The sequence below is a fragment of the Desulfosediminicola flagellatus genome (genome assembly GCF_005116655.2).
GTDB lineage: Bacteria > Desulfobacterota > Desulfobulbia > Desulfobulbales > Desulfocapsaceae > Desulfopila > Desulfopila flagellata.
On the sequence record NZ_CP050698.1, the window covers coordinates 1,270,400 to 1,290,421 of the forward strand.

A 20,022-nucleotide genomic window follows, 5' to 3' on the forward strand; every position below is an offset into this window, starting at 1 on the left:
TATGAAAATTATACCATTGTATTTACCGCAGTTTCATCAGATTCCAGAGAACGATGAATGGTGGGGCGAGGGGTTCACGGAGTGGACTAATGTTAAGGGCGCGAAGCCGTTATTTGAAGGGCATTATCAGCCGCGTGTGCCACTGAATAAAAATTATTATGATCTGACCAATATAGAGGTAATACGCTGGCAGGCGGACTTAGCCAAAGAGTATGGGATCTATGGGTTTTGTTTCTATCATTACAGCTTCAATAATAAGCGGCTGTTGGAAGAGCCCATGGAGTTGCTGTTGGCGAATCCGGATATCGATTTGAAATACTGCATCTCTTGGGCCAATCATAACTGGGAAGATACCTGGCGAGCCTCGGCAGGGCAGGAAACGACTTTAATTGCGCACGATTTTGACAACGAGGCCGATTGGGTCGAGCATTTTAATTATCTGCTCCCGTTCTTTCAGGACGAACGGTATATGAAAGAGGAGAATAAACCCCTGCTGACCATCTATATTCCCAACATCATCAGGAAATTAAACAAAATGCTGGATCTGTGGAATCAGATGGCGATTGAGGCGGGGTTTTCCGGCATTAAGTTTATGTATCAGAGCGCGATGTCGTATCACTCGAAGGGTTGGGATCGTTCCAGTTTCGACTATGGTATTGAGTTTCATCCGGGCTTTGTGAATGCACATCAGGGTCTATGGACCAAGTTGAATTTGATGAAGTATACAAGTCGCATTAAAAAGATTTTGGGGATTAAGCGTCGTATGGCATTAAGGCCAAAGGGAGTTCAGCGGTCTGATTATGATGAGACGTGGGAAAAAATTTTGGCGCTAAAACCGTCGGCTTCTAATGCAATTCCATCAGCTTTTGTTGATTGGGATAATACGCCGCGCAAGAAGGAAAATGGCAGCGTTTATACCGAGGCGACTCCGGAAAAATTCAGGGGTTATTTAACTCGCTTAATCCGGAAAGCGAAGAACGAGTATAAAACCGACAAGATCTTTGTTTTTGCATGGAATGAGTGGGCTGAGGGTGGGTATTTGGAACCGGATGAAAAGTTCGGGTATGGATATCTTGAGGCCATCCAGCAGGTACTGAATGAAAATCGGGAGCATAACGATTGAAGTTGAAATTAAGATTTAATCGCCAAACTTTAGCGATTCTTTATTTGGTGGTGCTCTGTGTGCAGTATGTGCCGGTGGAAGGATGGGGCGTCAGCCCGATAAAAGCAGGTTTTATGATGATCGCACCGGTTGTGAGCTTAGCTTATTTTCGAAAGGTGCCCTTAGCGCTGTTCGCGGGGTTGCTTTATCTGGTGATGGCGTTTTATACGGCTTATTTTGTCAATGGATACTCCTTTCGCAGTTCTACTTTTTTGTACCATCTGCTTTTCGTCTCCAATTTTGCGGTGTTTGTTGGTTTGCTTGAATCACGTGCTTTTTCACTGGGGCGTTATATTCAGGTGTTGGAGAGGCTTGTATTTGCTTTTGCTATCTGTTTGGTGGCTCAGCAACTTCTGATTGTTGCAGGAATCAGAACGTTTCCTCCCTTAAATCTAATGCAGTTTTTAGACCGAGGCCTGGGAGCACAGTCGTTAGCGTTGGAACCTTCGCATTGTGCGCGTTTGATTACGGTGTTGTTTCTCTCATTGTTACGCCTCTATACCTTAGCGAGTAATTCTAAAGTGATGAAACTTCGGTTTCTTTGGCAAGAGAAGCGGTGGGTGTTCGTGGCCTTTTTATGGAGTATGACCACGATGGGCAGTGGCACCGCATTTATTGGGTTGGGGATTGTTGGGCTCTACTTCTTGAAGCGCCAATATCTGCTGATAGCGATCCCTGTGGTGGTTGCACTGTTTTATGTAATACCTCATATTGAAAATGAATCCTTCCAACGAGCGCATAAAGCGATTATCGCGACGAGTACGGTGGATACCGAACTGATTATTCAAGAGGATGGAAGTGCGGCCACGCGCATTGTTCCGATATTGAATACCTTGCATCTGGATCTGTCGGATCCAGAGGTTTGGTTTGGATCTGGTATTGATGCTGGAATTAAGTCCGGTTTATTCGGCGAAAAACAAACACTGGGTTGTATTGGCGATTATGGTTTGCTGGCGTATATCTGTTTTTTAGGGTTGATGGGTGTGACTGTTTTTGCGCGTGCAGGGCTGCTTGAGTGGCTGGTTTTTATCTTCTTGTTGGGCGGCGGCGCTGGAAATATTGCGTACGTTTGGGGGGCACTGATGGTAATGGCCGGAGTGAACTACTTTAGGCGACAGGCGGCACGCCGGCGTTTGCATCGCTCTTCCAGAATCTATCTCAGGGTGCCGCATAGGCTGGCCGAGCGAGGTGGGGCATGAGTCAAGCAGTAGAGGTAACAGTTGTCATTTGTGTCTATAACGCCGAGGGATATATTGAAGAGACGTTGCAGTCGCTCGCTGACCAGACCTTTCAGTCATTTAAGATTTTGCTGATTGATGATTGTTCGACGGATTCTTCATTTGAGGTGGCGGAATCGTTTCTAAACGCTAAGGGAAGATTATTCAAGAGTGTGCGGTTAAATGAGAATCGGGGTACGGCCTATGTTCGGAATTTAGCGCTGCACGAGGTCGATACGCCACTTATGATGTTTTTCGATGCGGATGACGTGGCATTGCCAACGTTGGTTCAACGTTTATATGAACGGATTCAAGAAGATGCTGATTTAATTGCTGTTGGATCTCACTGCTCCTATATGGATGAATATTCTAAGCCTCTATCAGGTGGAATATTTCTAGGTCCTAAAACTCGGACTGAGTTTGAGGAACGATCTAAAAATGGAAAAATGCTGTTCATGTTACCTCCTTCCTTATTTCGAAGAGAATATGCAATAGCTGCAGGCGGGTATGTACAAGAGGGCTTTCCTGAAGGAGGGCGTCGGTATCAGGATCTGTCCGAGGATGTGGATCTTTGGACTCGGATGACTGATTGCTACCAAGAGAATCTGTATATGGTTGTAGTTCCAGAGCCTCTCTTTAGATATCGGAAGAATTGTTCTAGTCTTTCGGGGTCTAAAGAGAGCCTTTTTGCGATGCAGTACAAGCTGAAGTATATAAAAAATAACTTATTACGCAGAAGGTCTGGGCGTGCTCAGTTGACGTTCATTGAGTTTATAAACTCATTGAGGCGGGGGGAGCGGATAAAAATGTGGTTTAAAAATTATTCCGCATATTTTTATCGGATGGCGGGATTTGCGTATGTTCGTAAGAATTATGTTCTGTTTTTTTGGGGGCTATTTCTTTCGGTGCTTTTGAACCCCTTTTATCTGATTGATAAGTTTAAACATAATATTTTGCGGAAATGAGTATGAGTCACAGCTTGCAGCAACTGGTTAAATCTTTTTTTATCATTTTAAACGAGGGTTTTACTTATGCGGTTTTAAGGGGCTATGAAGAATTGCCCAATCAATTTAGTAGTCACGATATTGATATTTTAATGACGCGAGAAGAATTCGAGAGGTTTAAGGAGCCATTGCTCGCGTTGATTCGCGAGGCCGGTTTTAAAATATTAATGCTGAATTCAGACGAGGAGGATAAGGTCATGGTCCTACTTGCTCGAGCAGAAAAGTCCTCCCTGGAACATGTTTGTTTGGATATTTTCTTTGATTTTAGTTTGTTTGGAAACCGTTACCTGGATGCAAGCGGGGTATTGGGACGGAGAACGTTCAATGGACAGGTTTTTCATGTTGTATTGGAAGATGAGTTTCTGGCGAAATATCTTTATATGAGGCTGCTTGGATGTGAGTACCCTCAGAAATACTGTACTGTACTGCAGCGGGTGCAGGCACAGTGTGCGGATTCTGTAGACGTTCATCTTAGCTATATTTTTGGAGAAAACTTAACCATTGATATTGTTGATGCCCGCTCCGGTTTGGAACTGCGCAGGTTGTTATCTCGCTGCAATGCAAAGAGGCATCTCCTGCGACACTTGATTTGTAGAATTAAGTTTATGTTCTCTGCAGTGGTCGGGCTTATTAATCATAAAGGGTTCTCGATTGGTTTTTCAGGGCCTGATGGAGTTGGAAAAACAACTGTTCTTGAGAGGCTTATTTCTCAACTAAAAGAGCCGGTTGGGCGTGTGGAGTTATTTCACTTCCGACCTACCCTTGTGCCTCGCTTAGCCGAGGTCGGAAGAAAGTGCGGCGTCAAGAAAGAGGTGGATTGCGATTATGACAATCCGCACCGCGGTGCGAAAACGGGGGTGGTCAGTTCTCTGGTACGGCTGGCCTACTATATTTTTGATTATAATCTGGGCTATTTGAAGCTCGTGAAACCGACACTTTTTAGACGCGGTGTAGTTATCTTTGATCGTTATTACACTGATGTGGCTACGGACAGTAAGCGTTCAAGAATTCATCTTAACTATAAATGGGTGTTCTTCCTGCGCCGCTTGGTTCCGCGACTGGACTATAACTTTTTAGTGGTGGCAGACTCTGGGGCTATACGGAAACGTAAGCAGGAGTTAACGATCGCTCAGATCGAGGAGATCCTGGGAAAGATCCAGTATCTTTCCTTTGCCAAGGAATATTGCTTGATTGAAAACAACGGAACGGCGGAAGAGGCTGTATCTAAAATTTTAAATCATATTTTAGAACGGCAGCATGAAAAGAATATACGCTTTTTCGATAACCTAAATAGTGCAGAGGTATGATGACCGATAGTAGGCAAAAGGTCTTTATATCCGCCTATGCATGTGACCCGGTTTGGGATCAGAAATCGGCGTGGGCTGGCACTGGGTGCTGGAAATGTCGAAGTATTTCGACCTGTGGGTGCTCACCCGAAAGAGTAATCAGCAGAACATTCAAAATTGGCTGAAAGAAAATCCGTTGGAGAATCCTCCGACGTTCCTTTACTTTGATTTGCCTCCTGCGCTGCGCTTCTGGAAGAAGGGGCTGCGCGGAGTTCGGACCTATTATGTGCTGTGGCAGCATTTGACGAATTGGATGGTTAAACGCTGTATGCAGCAGAATCAGATTAAGGTGTTTCACCTGCTGACCTATGGCAATGCTCCAGAGCAGAATGCCATTTGACTCAACACTTTTAGCGATCTTTTATTAAAGCGGGAATAGCTGCTACTGAGGTAAACTATGGCTCAAGAACAGAATTTCAACAAGAGTTTCAACGCATTGCGTTTTTTTGCAATGATGCTTGTCTTCTTTGCACATTGTCAATCGTTTTTTGGACAAACTTCCATTGCCGGAAATTTTATTTGGAAATCACTGGGAAATGCGGGTGTTGGTGTTAGTTTTTTCGTCTTGCTCTCCGGCTTTATGATTGCCATGAAGTACATTGATTTTTTTCAGAATTTTTCACGAGAGGAATATTTCGGATATATAAAGAAAAGGCTTAAATCTTTTTATATTGTTTATCTTATATCAATTTTGATAAATGTTCCATTTATGTGGCAATACATCCTTGAACAGCCGCTGATCAATTTAACCAAATTGATTCTCCAGCTTTCCCTTGTGCAAGCGGTCTTACCAATGTCGGTTGCCTGGGCATACAACAGTTGTGCTTGGACTCTTTCTTCGTTATTTTTGATTTATCTTGTTTCACCATGGGTAATCCAATTAGTTGCAACAATTGAAGAAAAATGGCAAGTCCGTGGGATTCTGATTTCGCTGGCAATGTTATGGGGAGTATTTTCTGCATTTTCGTTTCTGCCGGTTTATGGCAACCTTGCACAATATTTATTTTATTATTCTCCCTTCTACCGCATCCTGGAATTTTCCTCAGGAGCACTTTTATATCTTTTTCTCATGAAAACTCAAATGTCATCTCGATTGCTAGGAAAAATGGAAATTCCTATTTGCATTGCCGTGCTAATATTCATAAGCTATGGCCCTTCCTTTTTACCGACACACTTGAAAATGGGATGGGGATATGTTCCGATTCTACTTTGTCTTATTGCGGTTTTTTACAACCAGCAGGGAATAATTTCCAAATTTTTGTCCAACCCATTCCTGCAAAAAATGGGTTCCCTCAGTCTTGGATTTTACCTCATGCATTATGCCTTTACTAAATGTTGCTACGAAATTCTGGAGAATTTTGACCTGAAGGGAAATACTTGGATTGCTTTAACGGCATTGGTAATTGTCTGGGTTCTTTCTGTTGCATCAGCAGCAATCGTCCAGAAAATAAATCGGATGTTTTTTCAATTGAAAAGGGAGAATCCCCGAGAGGAACTATGCGATTCATGACCACAGATGGCAATGTCACTGCTACTGTTTTTATAGAGTTTTTGAAACGCTTGCTTTATAAAGCGAACCAGCCTGTATCTTTGATTTTGGACAACCATTCAGTTCGCAGATCCACTGAAGTACGAGAGTTTGTTAAGAGTACAGGAGGAAGGCTTCTTCTGTTCTTTTTGCCGCCTTACTCCTGATGAACATGTTTTGAACTACCTCAAAAATCACAAAATTAGTCGACAATGCACAAAGAACGGTTTTTTTTGTTCAGATGAGTTGAGAGTATCATGCGATCTCTACCAAGACTCCCTGAAAAGGTTAAATCATTCTTTAGGAACCTATGGGCAAAGTACATTTTAATTTCGGGTAATCAACGACCGGCTTAATAACATTAATCAGTGTTTAGGTACAATGAATTACAGTAGACAAAAGATTTTTATATCCGCCTATGCCTGCGAGCCCAACCTCGGTTCTGAGATCGGCGTGGGTTGGCACTGGGTGCTGGAGCTGTCGAAGTATTTCGAGCTGTGGGTGCTCACCCGGAAGAGTAATCAGCAGAACATTGAACATTGGCTGAAAGAAAATCCGTTGGAGAATCCTCCGACGTTTCTCTATTTTGATCTGCCTCCTGCGCTGCGCTTCTGGAAGAAAGGGCTGCGCGGAGTTCGGACTTATTATGTGCTGTGGCAGCATTTGACGAATGGGATGGTTAAACGCTGCATGCAGCAGAATCAGATTAAGGTGTTTCACCTGCTGACCTATGGCAATGCATTGTGGCCGGTGAGTCGATATGGGCGCAGTCAGTTTTTTGTCTGGGGACCGACGAGCGTGGGGGACACGATTCCGCTGGAATATTCGAGGTTTTATGATCGGCGAAGCCGTGTGATTGAGGCGGTGCGGCGCCTGGCAAAATATGCGTTGCCTTTCAATGTAGGATTTCGGCAACGGTGCCGTCAGGCCGATCTGATTTTGTGCAAAACGGAGCGCACGTTGCGGAGTTTGCCGGTTCGGGATCAGGCGAAGGCAACGGTCTGCACGGATGTGGCGGTGGAACGACTGGATGTTGCCCAGCATGCTCAAAAGGGGCAGGGTGATTCGCGCAAGGTCCGTTATCTGGCGGTGGGCCGCTTGGATGCGTGGCGCGGGTTTGATCTGCTTATTGATGCGCTTGCAAAGGCGCTGAAACACCAACCTGATTTGCAGGTGGATCTTTTGGGCAAAGGGCCTGACCAGGCGCGTTTGGAGCGATTGATCGCGGAGCATGGTCTGCAGGAAAAGTTTTTTCTGCGCGGGCAGGTGAGTATGCAGGAATATTATGAATATATGCATGCGTGCGATGTCGTGGTGAACCCGGCTCTCAAAGAGGGGGCGGTGACGACTGCTTTTGATAGCTTGAGTTTCGCGAAACCGTTGATCTGCATCGATACGGGTGGATATACCCGCTATTTCTCCAATGAGTATGGTGTTGTCATTCCACTGGGGCGGCGTGATGCCGTGGTTCAGCAATTGTCGGAATCGATGTTGGCGTTAACGGATAAGGCGTTGCGTGATAAAAAGGGTGCATTGGCCGCTGAGCGCGGCGGGCAGTTTACCTGGGAAGAAAAGGGCCGGCAGATTACTGAACTGATTCATCAGGCCTTGGCGGAGCGCGGGCAGTCGTGACAAAACAATTTTTTATGCTCCACGGCCGCAATGGGGCAACCTATGTCTTTAATGCGGGAAGTCTGAGTGGTATCCGGGAGTCGCTGAAGTTTTATAAGGCGCTTACCCTTAAAGGCAAGGTGATGAAGTCGGCGCTCTTTGTGGTGCTGTTGCTTTTGGGGAAGCTGCGGCTGACCCCTTTGTGGACGGGCAAAGATGTTTCGAACTATTTAGGGGCGTTGCCGGACGAACAGATTGCGTTTGAGCTGGATGGGCATTGTTCGGTTCATGTTGCGCCGACGCGCGATAAGGTCATTATTCATCGGCACGGTCGCTGCTTCGAAAAGGTGGCTTTTGGTGGAAGTTATGCCGGCGTTAGCAACGAGGCTCTTGTTTATCGCGGATTCGCCGGGCAACCGCGCCTGTTTTCCATTTCGAGGCTGGAGAGCTTTGAGGATCATGGATCCTATTGTCATTTTGCGATGAGTCATGATTCGCTGCCACCTGCCCCGGTCGGCGATTCCATTGATTGGTCTGCTGTTCTGGCTGAGTTTTTTGTCAGCCAGGGAGGGAGCAAGGATGTCCTGTTCGGTGCGTATGTGTCAGCATTGCGCGAGGCTTGTGAACGGGGTGGGTGGGCATCACATGCCGTGTTGGACGCTTTATTTGATCATTTTTCCTCTACGTATGGGGATGAGCGTCTGCCGCTCGGTTTGGTCCATCGGGATTTTAAACCATGGAATGTGTTACCGTTTTCGAAACCGTTGATTTTTGATTTTGAGGAAACCATCAATGATGGTCTGCCGTGTGAGGACCTGTTGAATTATTTCATTGATCCGATCATTAATTATCAATCGACTGAAGCGGTGCAGGCCATTTTGTTTGGCGAGCCTGTTCAGCAGGCATTGGTGCGGTATTCCAAAGCCCTTGGCCTGTCGGTGCCGGTTGAATTTTTTATCTTTGCTTATCTGATCAATCGCGTGCTGTTTTGGCGGGCACGGGGCGATGATCAGACGGCTGATAGGTATGCTGCCCTTTTTGATGCCTGTTGTTCGTCTCGGACTTGGCCCTAAGCTATTTGATTTATCTTTAGGGGCATAGACGGGCGGGTTCGCTTGGGATGGTTTTATGGAGATGATGGATGGATAGGCCAATTTCTATTTTTGTAGATGCTCATGTGTTTGATGAATTGCCACAGGGAACCGTTACTTATTTAGTTGGTCTGTATCGGGAAATAGCTAAAGATGACCGTTTTGAAATTATGCTCGCTGCAGCAAGTCGTACGCGGACTGAGGAGCTTATGGGAGATGTCCCGTTTTCTTTTTATAAATATGAAAAGAAAAATAAGTTTTTGCGGTTGTTATATGAAATTCCACGTGTTGTTAAAGATAATGCCATAGATTATGTTCATTTTCAGTATATCTGCTCGCCATTTGTTTCCTGTAAAGTGATCAATACGATTCATGATTTGCTGTTTGTTGATCATCCCAAACTGTTTCCTTGGAAGTATCGGGTGAAAAACAGGATTTTGTTTTATTTGTCAGCTCTCCGGTCTGACATCATTTGCACTGTCTCTGGATATTCTGCTGATGCGATAGAAAAGCATTTTAGGATCCCCCGAAAGGATATTGTGATCACCCCTAATGCTGTGAATATGGTGAGAAATGCTGATGGGAATTGTGTGAGCGAGCTTAAGTCTAAAAAATTCATTTTATTAGTAAGCAGAATTGAGCCTCGAAAAAGACAGTTGGATTTATTGCGAACTTGGCGGGAGCTAGGCTTGGCAGATCAGGGGTATTACCTGGTTATCGTTGGTAAGCTTTATGTGGAATATCCGGAGTTCGTTGATGAGGTCGAGTCTTTGTCGGCGGATGAGCGTCGCTATTTTAAAATGTATGATAGGGTTGCGAGCAATGAGACTGTCGCTTGGTTGTATTCAAATTGCTCATTATTCGTGTACCCTTCTGAGGCGGAAGGGTTTGGGATTCCTCCGCTGGAGGCGGCTGTGTGCGGTGCAAAAGTGATCTGTTCAAATCAAACAGCAATGTCCGATTTTTCTTTTTTCTCAGACTATTTATTTGATCCTACTGTCCAGGGGGAGATGAAACGTTTAATCCTCCTCACGTTGGAGTGTGATTATCCTCATCGTGAGATTGAGCGTCAGATAACGAGCCGGTTCTCATGGCATCGTTCCGCTGAATTGTTAATAAACAGACTGCTGACCAATGATGAAAAATAATGTGGCAATTATCGGCACGGCTGGAGTGCCGGCGAATTACGGTGGCTTTGAAACACTGACTGAATATGTCACCAAGCATCTTGGCGAATCTTTAGATCTGACTGTGTTTTGTAGTTCTAAAAACTATAATAGCAAAATATGGTGTTATTGAGGGAGCTATGAAACAATGATTAATAGGATATTTGGATTGCTGAAAATGCTGGTCATATTCTATGAGATTATTGATGTGGTAGGTAAGAAGCATATGAGGAACTTGAGTTTAGCATGAAAGAAGACAAAAAAATTGCGATTATCGGTACCGTAGGTATCCCTGCAAAATATGGTGGGTTTGAAACACTGACCGAATACCTGACAAAACATTTAGGAAGTTCTTTGGATCTGACTGTATTCTGCAGTTCAAAAAGCTATAATGAAAAACATCATAACCATAATAATGCCAAATTAATCTATATAGACTTCGATGCCAATGGAGTTCAAAGCATAGTTTACGACATTGTTTCAATGTTTAAAGCCCTACGGTTTGCTGATACACTTTTGATTTTAGGTGTATCAGGCTGTATCGCTTTGCCAGTAATCAGGTGCATCAGTAAAAAAAAAATCGTCGTCAATATTGATGGCTTGGAATGGAAACGAGCAAAGTGGAACAGGCTGGCTAAATGGTTTCTCAAGTTTTCAGAAAAGTTAGCTGTTCAATATTCTGACCAAGTAATCATAGATAACAAGGCAATTCAAGATTATGTGAACCAGGAATATGGTGTAGAGAGTACTTTGATAGAGTACGGTGGAGACCATGTTGGAAAGTTGCCTCTAGGTCAGGAGATGAAGGAAGCCTATCCCTTATCTCAGCAGCCTTACGCCTTCACTGTCTGTAGGATAGAGCCGGAAAACAATATTCATACTATTCTTGAGGCATTTTCCCAAGTGTCGTTTCCTCTGCTCATGGTTGGGAACTTTGGTAACAGTGTATATGGTAAATCCTTAGTTAAGAAATTTTCGGGGATTCAGAATATCCAGCTTTGTGATCCGATTTATGATCAAGGCAAACTCGATCAGCTTCGCGGAAACGCAGCTCTTTATGTCCATGGGCACAGCGCTGGAGGTACAAATCCATCTCTGGTTGAGGCTATGTGTCTTGGTCTCCCTATTGCAGCTTTTGATGTAGGTTACAATCGAGAAACCACTGTAAATCAGGCAGTATATTTTACTACACCAGGTGATTTGATCGATATTGTAAATAATGGGCAGGAACAATTTGATGAAATACGAGTGGCAATGAAAAAAATAGCAATGTCCAGATATAGCTGGCGAAAAATCACACAACAATATGCAGATATTCTGACAGGTTCTTAATGACTCAAGATGAAGTAAGTATCGAAGCGAAGTTGCTACTGCATATTCTTCGTCAACCGATTAGTGGTTTTGAAGATTCCCCATCAAAGCATAATTTTTTACAGTTAAAAGAGGTCGATTATGAAAAATTTGTCGACCTGGTAGACAGGAATGGGCTTGCAGGTTTGGTCTACCTGCGGATTCATAAATCTACTTTTTTACCTGCTGAGACAGCAGAAATCCTAAGGAGCAGATATCGGCAGACTGCATTGAGTAACTTAGCTCAACTTGCAGAATTGCTTGAGGTGCTAGATGCTTTTAATGCGCACGAAATTGATGTAATCCCATTAAAAGGTGTAGTAGATGCAGAAAAGTTGTTTGGTGACTTAGGTTCATACCCTTCCAGTGATATCGATTTACTCGTTCCAGAAGAACAGTTATCTACCATATGTTCGATGCTTAATGGATATGGATATAATGCTATTGAAGAGATTGAAGAAGCCGATCTTCTCTTTTCACACTACCATTTGATCTACCGAAAAAAAGCGGCTTGTCTTGAGCTGCATTGGACTTTGGTGAAGAGATATTTTAATTCCCCTAAAGACTTTTGGTGGGAAGGAGTGACTAAGAGGACGTATGAGGGGCGAGAGATAATAGAGCTTGCTCCAGAGAAGTATCTTCTCTATCTCATTTTTCGACTTTTTGATCATCAATTTTCACCCCTAAAATTCTGGATGCATCTATCTGCGTTTATAACGCAATCGACGCATCTGGATTGGGATAAATTGTTCTGGTATGCAGACTTGTTTGGTATGAAACGATTGGTTGTGTTTTCGCTTCAATTTGCACATGAACAGTTTGGTACACCGGTGCCAGCCCAGCTTGGTAATACAAAAGTGTGGGGATACTCGATTCTGCGTAACTTGATATTAGAACAAAACTTTTCTGAGAGCAGTAAGCCGCACTTTGCTATGCTATGTTTCACTTGTTTGTCATTACCTCCCAAAATTCTCATCAGATGCATTCTTCCTAGGGTATTTGCATCAAAGTCTGAAATTCGACTCCGATATGGCTTGAATTCGAAATCAAAAACTGTGTACATCTATATGATATTCAATCCATTATTGATGTTACTTAGGCGTAAGTAGGTAGGGCTTTACTTTGAGTGTCTTGGGGCAAACCCGACAATACATCGTGATATTAAAAAGGATTACCCGAAAATATCTGCGCATTTTTATTCGTAAGCGCCTAAAAAACCTCATCTTTTCATCCATCAGTTAACATGTTTTAGCACAGCAACGTCCAATTGATTTTTTGTGAACTTACCAGCCTTGTTATATTAAACCTTCTAACGAATAAATCAAAAATAGAATATAGAAAATTAATTTTTCAATGGAGTGAGAGAGGTAGGAGGATCGGTGTGCTGGAGATTGAAGTACAAGGATTAGAATTTATTAAATATGTTGATGTGTCATAATGACAATAAAAAATAGAAATTGCTTGTATGGTGATGGTTAGGTTTCCGGAATTTAAAAGTTTTTTTTGGTTGTTTTAGGTATAAATACCCATATTAAAATTTGTACTTCTGTGGTAATTAATCCCTGCAAATAAATGTTAATGTTCATAGTCAGGGGCTATCAGAATGATTTCTTTTGAATTACGTATAATCCTAGTATTTCTTGTAGCATTTTTCAGCGCTATATTTTTGTTACCAAAGCTGTCACGTATTGCTGAGCGAGTTGGGTTGCTCGATCATCCAAATCACCGCAAAGTGCATAGTCTGCCGAGACCTCTTGTTGGTGGGATTGGGATGGTGACTGCTACTATTTTTACCAGTCTATTGTTTATTCCTATCATGGGATTACGTGGGTATTTCCTTGGTCTGGCTGTTTTGCTTCTTGTTGGCTTTCTTGATGATTTTAAAGAGATTGGGCATCGGCAAAAGTTCCTGGCACAAGTTGTTGCTGTGATAGTTCTGATTCATTTCAGTCAAATTTCCTTAAACTCTTTTGGTGATATTTTTGGTTTTGGTGTAATCAACATTCCCGGTGGTGATATTGTAATCTGGCTCGTTACTGTCTTCTGCGTAGTTGGAGTTATTAATGCTGTCAATTTGATTGACGGACTTGACGGGTTAGCTGGCGGAATTTCTTTTATTGCGTTTATTTTCTTCGCCATTCACGCATCGTTTGCTGGAGAGAGCAACCTCATGTTGCTTAATTTGGCTCTTGCTGGTTCTATTTTAGGGTTTCTGTGGTTTAATTGGTATCCATCAGTGCTGTTTATGGGTGATGCCGGCAGTCTTTGTCTGGGGTTTTCGTTGTCATTTATGGCGCTCAGTCTCACTCAGGGAGAATCAAGCGCGGTGAGTCCTATTACAGTCCTGTTAGTACTGGCCCTTCCAATTACTGATACTATCATTGTGATGCTGAAACGCATTCTTCATGGAAAGAGCCCTTTTGTAGCTGACAAATATCATGTTCATCATATTTTCCTACGTTATGGGATGGGTAGGGATGGTGCAGTTAGGGTTATTTTGGGGCTCAGTGTGCTGATGGGTTGTCTTAGCTTACTTGGCCCTGTACTCAATGTCTCAGACGCCTGGTTGTTCAGCGCGTTTTGCGTGTGTTTTCTTGTCTACCTGGCTTCTTCATTCTATATAATGGGCGTTTTTAGATATAGCTTGAAAGTCAGGAAAAAACGACGAGACAAGATCTCTACAAGTTTTGTGTTGCGATTGATTTTTGGTTCATTTGATATTTTTGGCATATTCAGGAAGGCACGACGACATAACGTGAATTTGAAAATGGCTTACCAAACCGATTATCTTGAAACGGCAGTAAATGGCCAGGTGTTAAATATCTCATTAACCGGATGTATGGCAAGGATTGACGCAATTGACTGCCTGGGAGCGGATGATGCCAACTTGTTCATTACACTTCCTGCGGATGAAACTGCCAGGCAACTGCCGGTTGATGTAGAGCATCTCTGGTGTTCCGAACATGAAGGATCATACTATCATGGATTTCGGTTCAGAACGTTAGGACCAGAATCTGAGGCCATACTGTACGAATTTCTCAAAAAATACGGAGAGAGAGGTGGTGTGAGGGTTCAGGAAGCGCATGCCTGAAGATGTAAAAAAACAGTAAGTCTCGTTTTATGTCTTGCGAATTGTGATTGTTAGAGGATATAGAGTGTGTTTGTGTTCTAGTAGTGTGTTGCTGTTTAATAAGGACGACAGATTGACTATATGAAGTCTTTTTCTCTAAATCAGATCGAATTAAACGAAGATATATTATTTGAAATATGGCGTTTGTTTATACGTTACCATTAGAGTTGTTGTGAATAACATAAGGGGGATTTAATGAAACGGATTGTTACTTTATTAGTTGTTATAGGGCTTACAGCTGGCGTAGCTTTTGCTGCGACCCTTGAAAAATTTGAAGAAGATGTAAAGGCAAAAGGTATAGAGGCCACTGTTGATGAGGCAGTAAAGGCAGAGATACCGACTGCAGAAATTATGGATACTGGTTTAAACCTGGAAGGGCTCAATCCTCAAAACCTCATCAAAGCTTTATATTGTGCGGGGATCAAAGGCGAAGAAGTACGGTCTGTTGCAGCTGAATATAATGTGTCTGAAATGATTGTAGAAGCTGGATATGAAAAGAGTGTTGCTGAGTGTTTAGATAAGTTGGAAGATCCTCAACCGTATACTGAAGCGCAACAAAAGGGACCATCCTTTTCTAAAAGAAGAAGAAACGGGAACCCCAATGCCAGCCCATACACTCCGGGTTCATAAGACGGCGTAAGAGAGCTGGAAATCATTTTCCTAAGGCTGATAATAACTGGATAAACATTATTTTAAAGCTGCAATATTACTTTTTTAGATGAGATAAAGATGAACTATACAATATTAAGTGCCGGGATGGTTTTGCTTGTGAGTTTTCCCGCTCAGGTTTTTGCGCAAAAAACAACAACTATACGAATGGATGAAATGATAGTGGTCGCTTCAAACAGTGCCGGAAGCACCACTGCGCAAAAAGATGTACCAATGGGACAAAGTGGAAACGGAAATGTCTCTTTGCTGCCTGAAGAATCCGGTACTACTGATGCTGACCAGCTTTTTGGAACGCAAGGCGGCTATGCTCATCCCTATTTGTCAGTCGAGGGTGCATATACCGACAACCTTTTCAATGTTAATAGCAATGAGATCAGCAGTTCTCTTTATCGAATATCTACTGGTGTATGGGCTTCACTTCCTCGTAAAAAGGATATCCCTGTAACTATCAGCCCCAATAATTCATCTTCCGGTGGCCTGGCTCAGCAGATAGAAGACTACGGCGGCACAGATCGTTACCAGGTCGTTGCACATGCTGGACTCGATATTAATCGTTACTCAGAAGACTCTGATCTTGATTCTGAGGACTATTTCTTCGAAGGGTTAGCTCGTTATAATATGGCGAGTGGATTGTCTTTGCAGATACTTGATCGTTATGAGACCGGTCACGATGGATTTGGAGCTGGCGGTGCCACGGAAGACGACCTGAGGGAGTACAATACTAACCTCTTTATGGCGACAGCCGATTGGGACTTGACCGAAAAGATCACCTTCAAGGCCGACTATTCAAACTTCCTGCTGAATTATGACCAGGATCTGAATAGTTTTCTTGAACGTACTGACAACGCATTCGATATTTACGGGTATTATAATTTGACCAGTAAAACATCCCTGTTTCTGCAGTACAGTCATATCGACGTAGAATATGATTCTGCAAGTGCTAATGATAATAGCCAGGATTACGTTTATGGTGGTGTTACCTGGAATACAACCGAAAAACTGTCATTCATGCTGAAAGCCGGTCTGCAGAGTAAGGAATTTGACGTTACAGGTGGTGGATACTCAGATTCTGAGGCATTTGCCCTTGATTTGCAGACAATATATCGAATAACAGAAAAAACAGATCTCAGTCTTGACGTATACCGAAAGATAGAAGAATCAGACAGTATTGACGCATCAGAGAAAGTTGTGCTTGGTGCACAGCTCGGCTACAGCCAGGAGATCAATGAAAAGATTGGTTTTACCTGTGACTTTGTATATGAAAATGCTGATTATACCCAGTTAGCTGGTTTAGCGAGAGACGAGGACATGTATTTTGTTAGACCAGCCGTTCAGTATCTTTTCAAAGAGTGGCTTATGGCAGAATTGGCATACTCGTTTGATAAGCGTGATTCTTCGGATGACGATTACGATTTTCAGACAAACACATTCTACCTGAGCCTTAATATGGCAATGTAGTATGTAACTATTACAATGTTTTATTGCGGTATCCTCTCCGTGTTTTTTTGGCATGGAGAGGTTTTTTTTTGCGGATATATGTTCCAGGGGGGGACCAAGTGAAAACAATTATTACTCATTTATGCATAGTGCTTTTTGGTCTCTGTGCTTCAGTTTCCTACGCTAACGATTATCATGTTGGTGCCGGAGATGTTTTGTCTATTACTGTCTATGATAATAGTGATCTCGGAACAAAAGTACGTGTTTCGACAGCCGGTACAGTAGTTATGCCACTTCTCGGGCAAGTGAAAGTTGATGGATTAACAGTAAATAAAATCACTGATAAAATAACAGGCCTGTTGGCGGATGGATATCTGGTTAATCCCCAGGTTAATGTGTTTGTTGAAGAGTTTAGGAGCAAAAAAGCGGTTGTACTAGGAAATGTTCGTTCACCGGGATTGATTGAGCTAAGTGGACCAACAAACTTTTTAGAACTCGTTTCCAAGGCCGGTGGGTTGGAGAAAGATGCCGGTGATACAGCAACAATCCAGCGACAAGCTGAGCAGGGCAAAAAGAACATTGTTGTGGTCGATCTGGTTGCACTCATCGAACAGGGTGATTTGTCACAGAATGTTCAGGTGATGGACGGTGACACTGTTTTTATCTCAAAAGCTGGAATGTGTTTTATAACCGGTGAGGTTGAACAACCCGGTACCTATGCCTGCGGTGATGATTTGACAGTACTGAAACTGGTAGCCTTAGCTGGTGGTTTTACAGGGAAAGCTTCTAAATCAGGTCTTTCTATTGTTCGAATCATTGAGAACGAAAAAAAGGTTTTTAAGAATATAGATCTGTATACACGACTGCTTGACAATGATGTTGTTGTGGTGCCTGAAAGCTTCTTTTAACAGGCTGAGTTGTCGCTATGTCACTATGTATATGTGAATTATGAGATGCTCGACTGCAACTCAGTTTCGCCTCTGCTGGTAGCTGTTACTAATCCCTGAACTAATATACTCTCAAAATCAGTTATGTATAAAGACTACGATCCTCAAGAATTCGAAGAGCAGGAAATAGACCTGCGTGCTTATCTCCGCATTGTTACAAAACGAAAATATATCGTACTTACGATCATGTGTATTGTTTTCATAGCTGTAGTTTTGAAGACATACACGACTGTGCCGATTTATACCGCATCGTCTCAGGTGTTAGTTGAAAAAAATTATGGGAGTAAAGGGCTGGAAAATCAATTCAGCAGATGGGATCCCGGCTTTATTGATACGCAAATTGAGATCATCAAAAGCGCAAATGTTGCTTTAAAAGTAGTAGAAAATTTGCAGCTTGCCACGCATTATCGCCATTATTTTTTCAGTGAAAGAACTGAAACATCATTCTTTGCAGGCTTCAAATCTTCCGTAAAAGCAACTTTAAAACCAGTACTTGAAAAATTTTCAAGTGAACCGGAAAATGAGTCGAGTATATCTGTTGATTCCAAAGTTCCTGAATTAGCCCCTAAAAATGATAAAGAGATCATTGCTGGCATTATTCAGGGGGGACTGAGTGTTGCCACGAAAAAGAATACTACAATTGTCGTTATTTCTTATAGTAACAAAGATCCGGCCATTGCCAGATTGATTGCGGATGCTGTTGTTAAAGCATATATGGATGAGATACTTGAGATAAAACTTAGCACAAGTAGCTACTCTGTAAAGTGGATGACTGAGAAAGCTAATGAAGAGCGTGCAAAGTTAGAACACGCTGAGAAGAATCTTCAGCAGTTCATGCGTGAAAATGATCTTGTAACAGTTGAGGATAGACTCACTGTTCTTCCTCAAAGACTTTCAGAGTTTGGTGGGCAGATATCTAAAGCCGAAGCACAGAAGAAGGAATTGCAGGAACTGCTGAGTCAGATTACTGCTGCCGGAGGTAATCTCGAACGTCTTGAAAATATACCGACGCTTGCGACCAATGAAGTCTTAAAATCAATTCGTGAGAGAATTTATAAAGCCGAACAAACGATACAGGAACTCTCAAAAAAATATGGTCATAAGCATCCACGGATGATAAAGGCCAAAGATGAAATACGCATCCTTAATAAAGAGAAAAAATATGAGATAGAACGTGTTATCTCATCAATCACCAATTCTTACGAGCTTGCAGTTTCCAAGGAAAGTAACCTGAATGAATTGTTGTCTTCAACCAAGTCTGAGATGCTGGACTCAAATGAAAAGTTCATGCAGTATCAGATAATGAAGCGTGAGGTTGATAGTAACAGGGTTATGTATGACACCCTGCAAAACAACATCAATAAAGAGAGTGTCACAAAAGATTCATCGAGTGTTAAAATATGGGTAATCAAAAAGGCTGAGATGCCTGGATCTCCGTCTAAGCCAAATAAGCGGAGAAGTTTGCTCATGGGCGCAATATTGGGGATTTTTAGCGGTATTGGTTTTGCGTTCTTTATCGAATATCTGGATAACACCGTCAAAGATGCACGTTATCTTGAAGATAAGTATGGTGTTTCCGTTCTAGGTACAATTCAGGAAATTTCAGGCAAGATTGATAAGATAGAATCGTATATCACACAACATCCTCTGTCACCTCTAGCTGAGAGTTATCGTCTTATACGATCCGGCCTTCTTCTCTCTTCCGCTGAGCACCCGCCGAAGACGATGCTGATAACCAGTATGGGTGCAAAAGAAGGTAAGACTTCAACCTCCGCTAATATTGGTCGTATGTTGGTACAGGGTGGCAATAGTGTTCTTATCATTGATTGCGATCTCAGGCGTCCACGACTGAATAAAGTCTTTGGTATTACGAGTGAGATAGGTCTGAGTTCATTTCTCTCAGGTACTACTGAGGACAATATTACCCTAAGAATTCCAGGGGAGGAGATGTCAATTATTCCTTCCGGCCCGATTCCGCCAGCTCCAGCTGAACTTCTTAGTTCGAGAAGAATGAAGATGCTTATTGAGCAAATGTCTGAGAAGTTTGATTTTGTTTTGCTTGACTCCCCGCCTGTTGAAAGTGTTACAGACAGCCTCGCTCTTAGCCAATTCGTTGATGGCACGATAGTGGTGGTTCGTGCGGGAAGAACCACCAACGAAGTTCTTGAGAGCGGCATGAAAAAATTACACGATGTTAAAGCCAATTTTCTCGGGTTCGTCTTGAACGGTATGAAGAGTCATGATGCAAGTAATTATTATTATGGGTATTCCACTTATTATTCTAAAGAGGATTAAAGGCTAGGACTAAGGTTTTAGGGCTGAGGACTGAGGACTGAGGTTTTAGGGCTGAGGGTTGAGGACTGA

The 20,022-nt window shown here is 42.7% G+C and carries 18 protein-coding genes; all 18 read left to right on the plus strand.

Annotated elements, in window-relative coordinates:
• Position 1: 1 nt before the first annotated feature.
• Positions 2-1,123 (plus strand): glycosyltransferase WbsX family protein, encoded by a 1,122-nt coding sequence (locus FCL46_RS05345; protein WP_136805347.1) that lies wholly within the window; start codon positions 2-4, stop codon positions 1,121-1,123.
• On the plus strand, positions 1,120-2,361 hold the full coding sequence (locus FCL46_RS05350) for a hypothetical protein (protein ID WP_136805348.1): 1,242 nt from the start codon (positions 1,120-1,122) through the stop codon (positions 2,359-2,361). Before FCL46_RS05345 ends, FCL46_RS05350 begins: the two co-directional genes overlap by 4 nt.
• Positions 2,358-3,344: a glycosyltransferase family 2 protein gene (locus FCL46_RS05355; protein WP_136805349.1), complete on the plus strand. Its 987-nt coding sequence runs from the start codon at positions 2,358-2,360 to the stop codon at positions 3,342-3,344. The genes FCL46_RS05350 and FCL46_RS05355 overlap by 4 nt, the downstream gene beginning before the upstream one ends.
• A 2-nt stretch (positions 3,345-3,346) precedes the next feature.
• Positions 3,347-4,690: a nucleoside/nucleotide kinase family protein gene (locus FCL46_RS05360; RefSeq protein WP_136805350.1), complete on the plus strand. Its 1,344-nt coding sequence runs from the start codon at positions 3,347-3,349 to the stop codon at positions 4,688-4,690.
• Between the two features lie 52 nt (positions 4,691-4,742).
• Positions 4,743-5,069, plus strand: a complete 327-nt coding sequence (locus FCL46_RS05365) for a hypothetical protein (RefSeq protein WP_136805351.1) — start codon at positions 4,743-4,745, stop codon at positions 5,067-5,069.
• 57 nt (positions 5,070-5,126) lie between these two features.
• Positions 5,127-6,239: an acyltransferase family protein gene (locus FCL46_RS05370; RefSeq protein ID WP_136805352.1), complete on the plus strand. Its 1,113-nt coding sequence runs from the start codon at positions 5,127-5,129 to the stop codon at positions 6,237-6,239.
• Positions 6,236-6,424 carry a transposase gene (locus FCL46_RS28710; protein WP_420811262.1) on the plus strand — a complete coding sequence of 63 codons (189 nt, stop codon included), beginning with the start codon at positions 6,236-6,238 and terminating at the stop codon, positions 6,422-6,424. Before FCL46_RS05370 ends, FCL46_RS28710 begins: the two co-directional genes overlap by 4 nt.
• 214 nt (positions 6,425-6,638) lie before the next feature.
• Positions 6,639-7,889: a glycosyltransferase family 4 protein gene (locus FCL46_RS05380; RefSeq protein WP_136805354.1), complete on the plus strand. Its 1,251-nt coding sequence runs from the start codon at positions 6,639-6,641 to the stop codon at positions 7,887-7,889.
• Positions 7,886-8,941: a hypothetical protein gene (locus tag FCL46_RS05385; protein ID WP_136805355.1), complete on the plus strand. Its 1,056-nt coding sequence runs from the start codon at positions 7,886-7,888 to the stop codon at positions 8,939-8,941. Before FCL46_RS05380 ends, FCL46_RS05385 begins: the two co-directional genes overlap by 4 nt.
• A gap of 68 nt (positions 8,942-9,009) precedes the next feature.
• Positions 9,010-10,107 carry a glycosyltransferase family 4 protein gene (locus FCL46_RS05390; protein WP_136805356.1) on the plus strand — a complete coding sequence of 366 codons (1,098 nt, stop codon included), beginning with the start codon at positions 9,010-9,012 and terminating at the stop codon, positions 10,105-10,107.
• Positions 10,097-10,258, plus strand: a complete 162-nt coding sequence (locus tag FCL46_RS28715) for a DUF1972 domain-containing protein (protein WP_420811263.1) — start codon at positions 10,097-10,099, stop codon at positions 10,256-10,258. The genes FCL46_RS05390 and FCL46_RS28715 overlap by 11 nt, the downstream gene beginning before the upstream one ends.
• 113 nt (positions 10,259-10,371) lie before the next feature.
• On the plus strand, positions 10,372-11,457 hold the full coding sequence (locus tag FCL46_RS05400) for a DUF1972 domain-containing protein (RefSeq protein WP_136805358.1): 1,086 nt from the start codon (positions 10,372-10,374) through the stop codon (positions 11,455-11,457).
• Complete coding sequence (locus FCL46_RS05405; RefSeq protein ID WP_136805359.1) at positions 11,457-12,584, plus strand: nucleotidyltransferase domain-containing protein; 1,128 nt, start codon at positions 11,457-11,459, stop codon at positions 12,582-12,584. The genes FCL46_RS05400 and FCL46_RS05405 overlap by 1 nt, the downstream gene beginning before the upstream one ends.
• 494 nt (positions 12,585-13,078) lie before the next feature.
• On the plus strand, positions 13,079-14,566 hold the full coding sequence (locus FCL46_RS05410; RefSeq protein ID WP_136805360.1) for a PilZ domain-containing protein: 1,488 nt from the start codon (positions 13,079-13,081) through the stop codon (positions 14,564-14,566).
• A 234-nt stretch (positions 14,567-14,800) separates the two neighbouring features.
• Positions 14,801-15,235 carry a hypothetical protein gene (locus tag FCL46_RS05415; RefSeq protein WP_136805361.1) on the plus strand — a complete coding sequence of 145 codons (435 nt, stop codon included), beginning with the start codon at positions 14,801-14,803 and terminating at the stop codon, positions 15,233-15,235.
• A gap of 99 nt (positions 15,236-15,334) precedes the next feature.
• Positions 15,335-16,732 carry an outer membrane beta-barrel protein gene (locus FCL46_RS05420; RefSeq protein WP_136805362.1) on the plus strand — a complete coding sequence of 466 codons (1,398 nt, stop codon included), beginning with the start codon at positions 15,335-15,337 and terminating at the stop codon, positions 16,730-16,732.
• Positions 16,733-16,830: 98 nt separating this feature from the next.
• Positions 16,831-17,619: a polysaccharide biosynthesis/export family protein gene (locus tag FCL46_RS05425; protein WP_228723332.1), complete on the plus strand. Its 789-nt coding sequence runs from the start codon at positions 16,831-16,833 to the stop codon at positions 17,617-17,619.
• A 123-nt stretch (positions 17,620-17,742) separates the two neighbouring features.
• Positions 17,743-19,953: a GumC family protein gene (locus FCL46_RS05430; protein ID WP_136805363.1), complete on the plus strand. Its 2,211-nt coding sequence runs from the start codon at positions 17,743-17,745 to the stop codon at positions 19,951-19,953.
• Positions 19,954-20,022 lie beyond the last annotated feature (69 nt).

Excerpts from the sequence above, each read along its gene's own strand:
- FCL46_RS05370 (WP_136805352.1), top strand. The coding sequence starts at position 5,127 with ATGGCTCAAGAACAGAATTTCAACAAGAGTTTCAACGCATTGCGTTTT.
- FCL46_RS05400 (WP_136805358.1), top strand. The coding sequence starts at position 10,372 with ATGAAAGAAGACAAAAAAATTGCGATTATCGGTACCGTAGGTATCCCT.
- FCL46_RS05380 (WP_136805354.1), top strand. The coding sequence starts at position 6,639 with ATGAATTACAGTAGACAAAAGATTTTTATATCCGCCTATGCCTGCGAG.
- FCL46_RS05355 (WP_136805349.1), top strand. The coding sequence starts at position 2,358 with ATGAGTCAAGCAGTAGAGGTAACAGTTGTCATTTGTGTCTATAACGCC.
- FCL46_RS05390 (WP_136805356.1), top strand. The coding sequence starts at position 9,010 with ATGGATAGGCCAATTTCTATTTTTGTAGATGCTCATGTGTTTGATGAA.
- FCL46_RS28710 (WP_420811262.1), top strand. The coding sequence starts at position 6,236 with ATGACCACAGATGGCAATGTCACTGCTACTGTTTTTATAGAGTTTTTG.
- FCL46_RS05420 (WP_136805362.1), top strand. The coding sequence starts at position 15,335 with ATGAACTATACAATATTAAGTGCCGGGATGGTTTTGCTTGTGAGTTTT.
- FCL46_RS05415 (WP_136805361.1), top strand. The coding sequence starts at position 14,801 with ATGAAACGGATTGTTACTTTATTAGTTGTTATAGGGCTTACAGCTGGC.
- FCL46_RS05360 (WP_136805350.1), top strand. The coding sequence starts at position 3,347 with ATGAGTCACAGCTTGCAGCAACTGGTTAAATCTTTTTTTATCATTTTA.
- FCL46_RS05345 (WP_136805347.1), top strand. The coding sequence starts at position 2 with ATGAAAATTATACCATTGTATTTACCGCAGTTTCATCAGATTCCAGAG.
- FCL46_RS28715 (WP_420811263.1), top strand. The coding sequence starts at position 10,097 with ATGAAAAATAATGTGGCAATTATCGGCACGGCTGGAGTGCCGGCGAAT.
- FCL46_RS05405 (WP_136805359.1), top strand. The coding sequence starts at position 11,457 with ATGACTCAAGATGAAGTAAGTATCGAAGCGAAGTTGCTACTGCATATT.
- FCL46_RS05430 (WP_136805363.1), top strand. The coding sequence starts at position 17,743 with ATGTATAAAGACTACGATCCTCAAGAATTCGAAGAGCAGGAAATAGAC.
- FCL46_RS05410 (WP_136805360.1), top strand. The coding sequence starts at position 13,079 with ATGATTTCTTTTGAATTACGTATAATCCTAGTATTTCTTGTAGCATTT.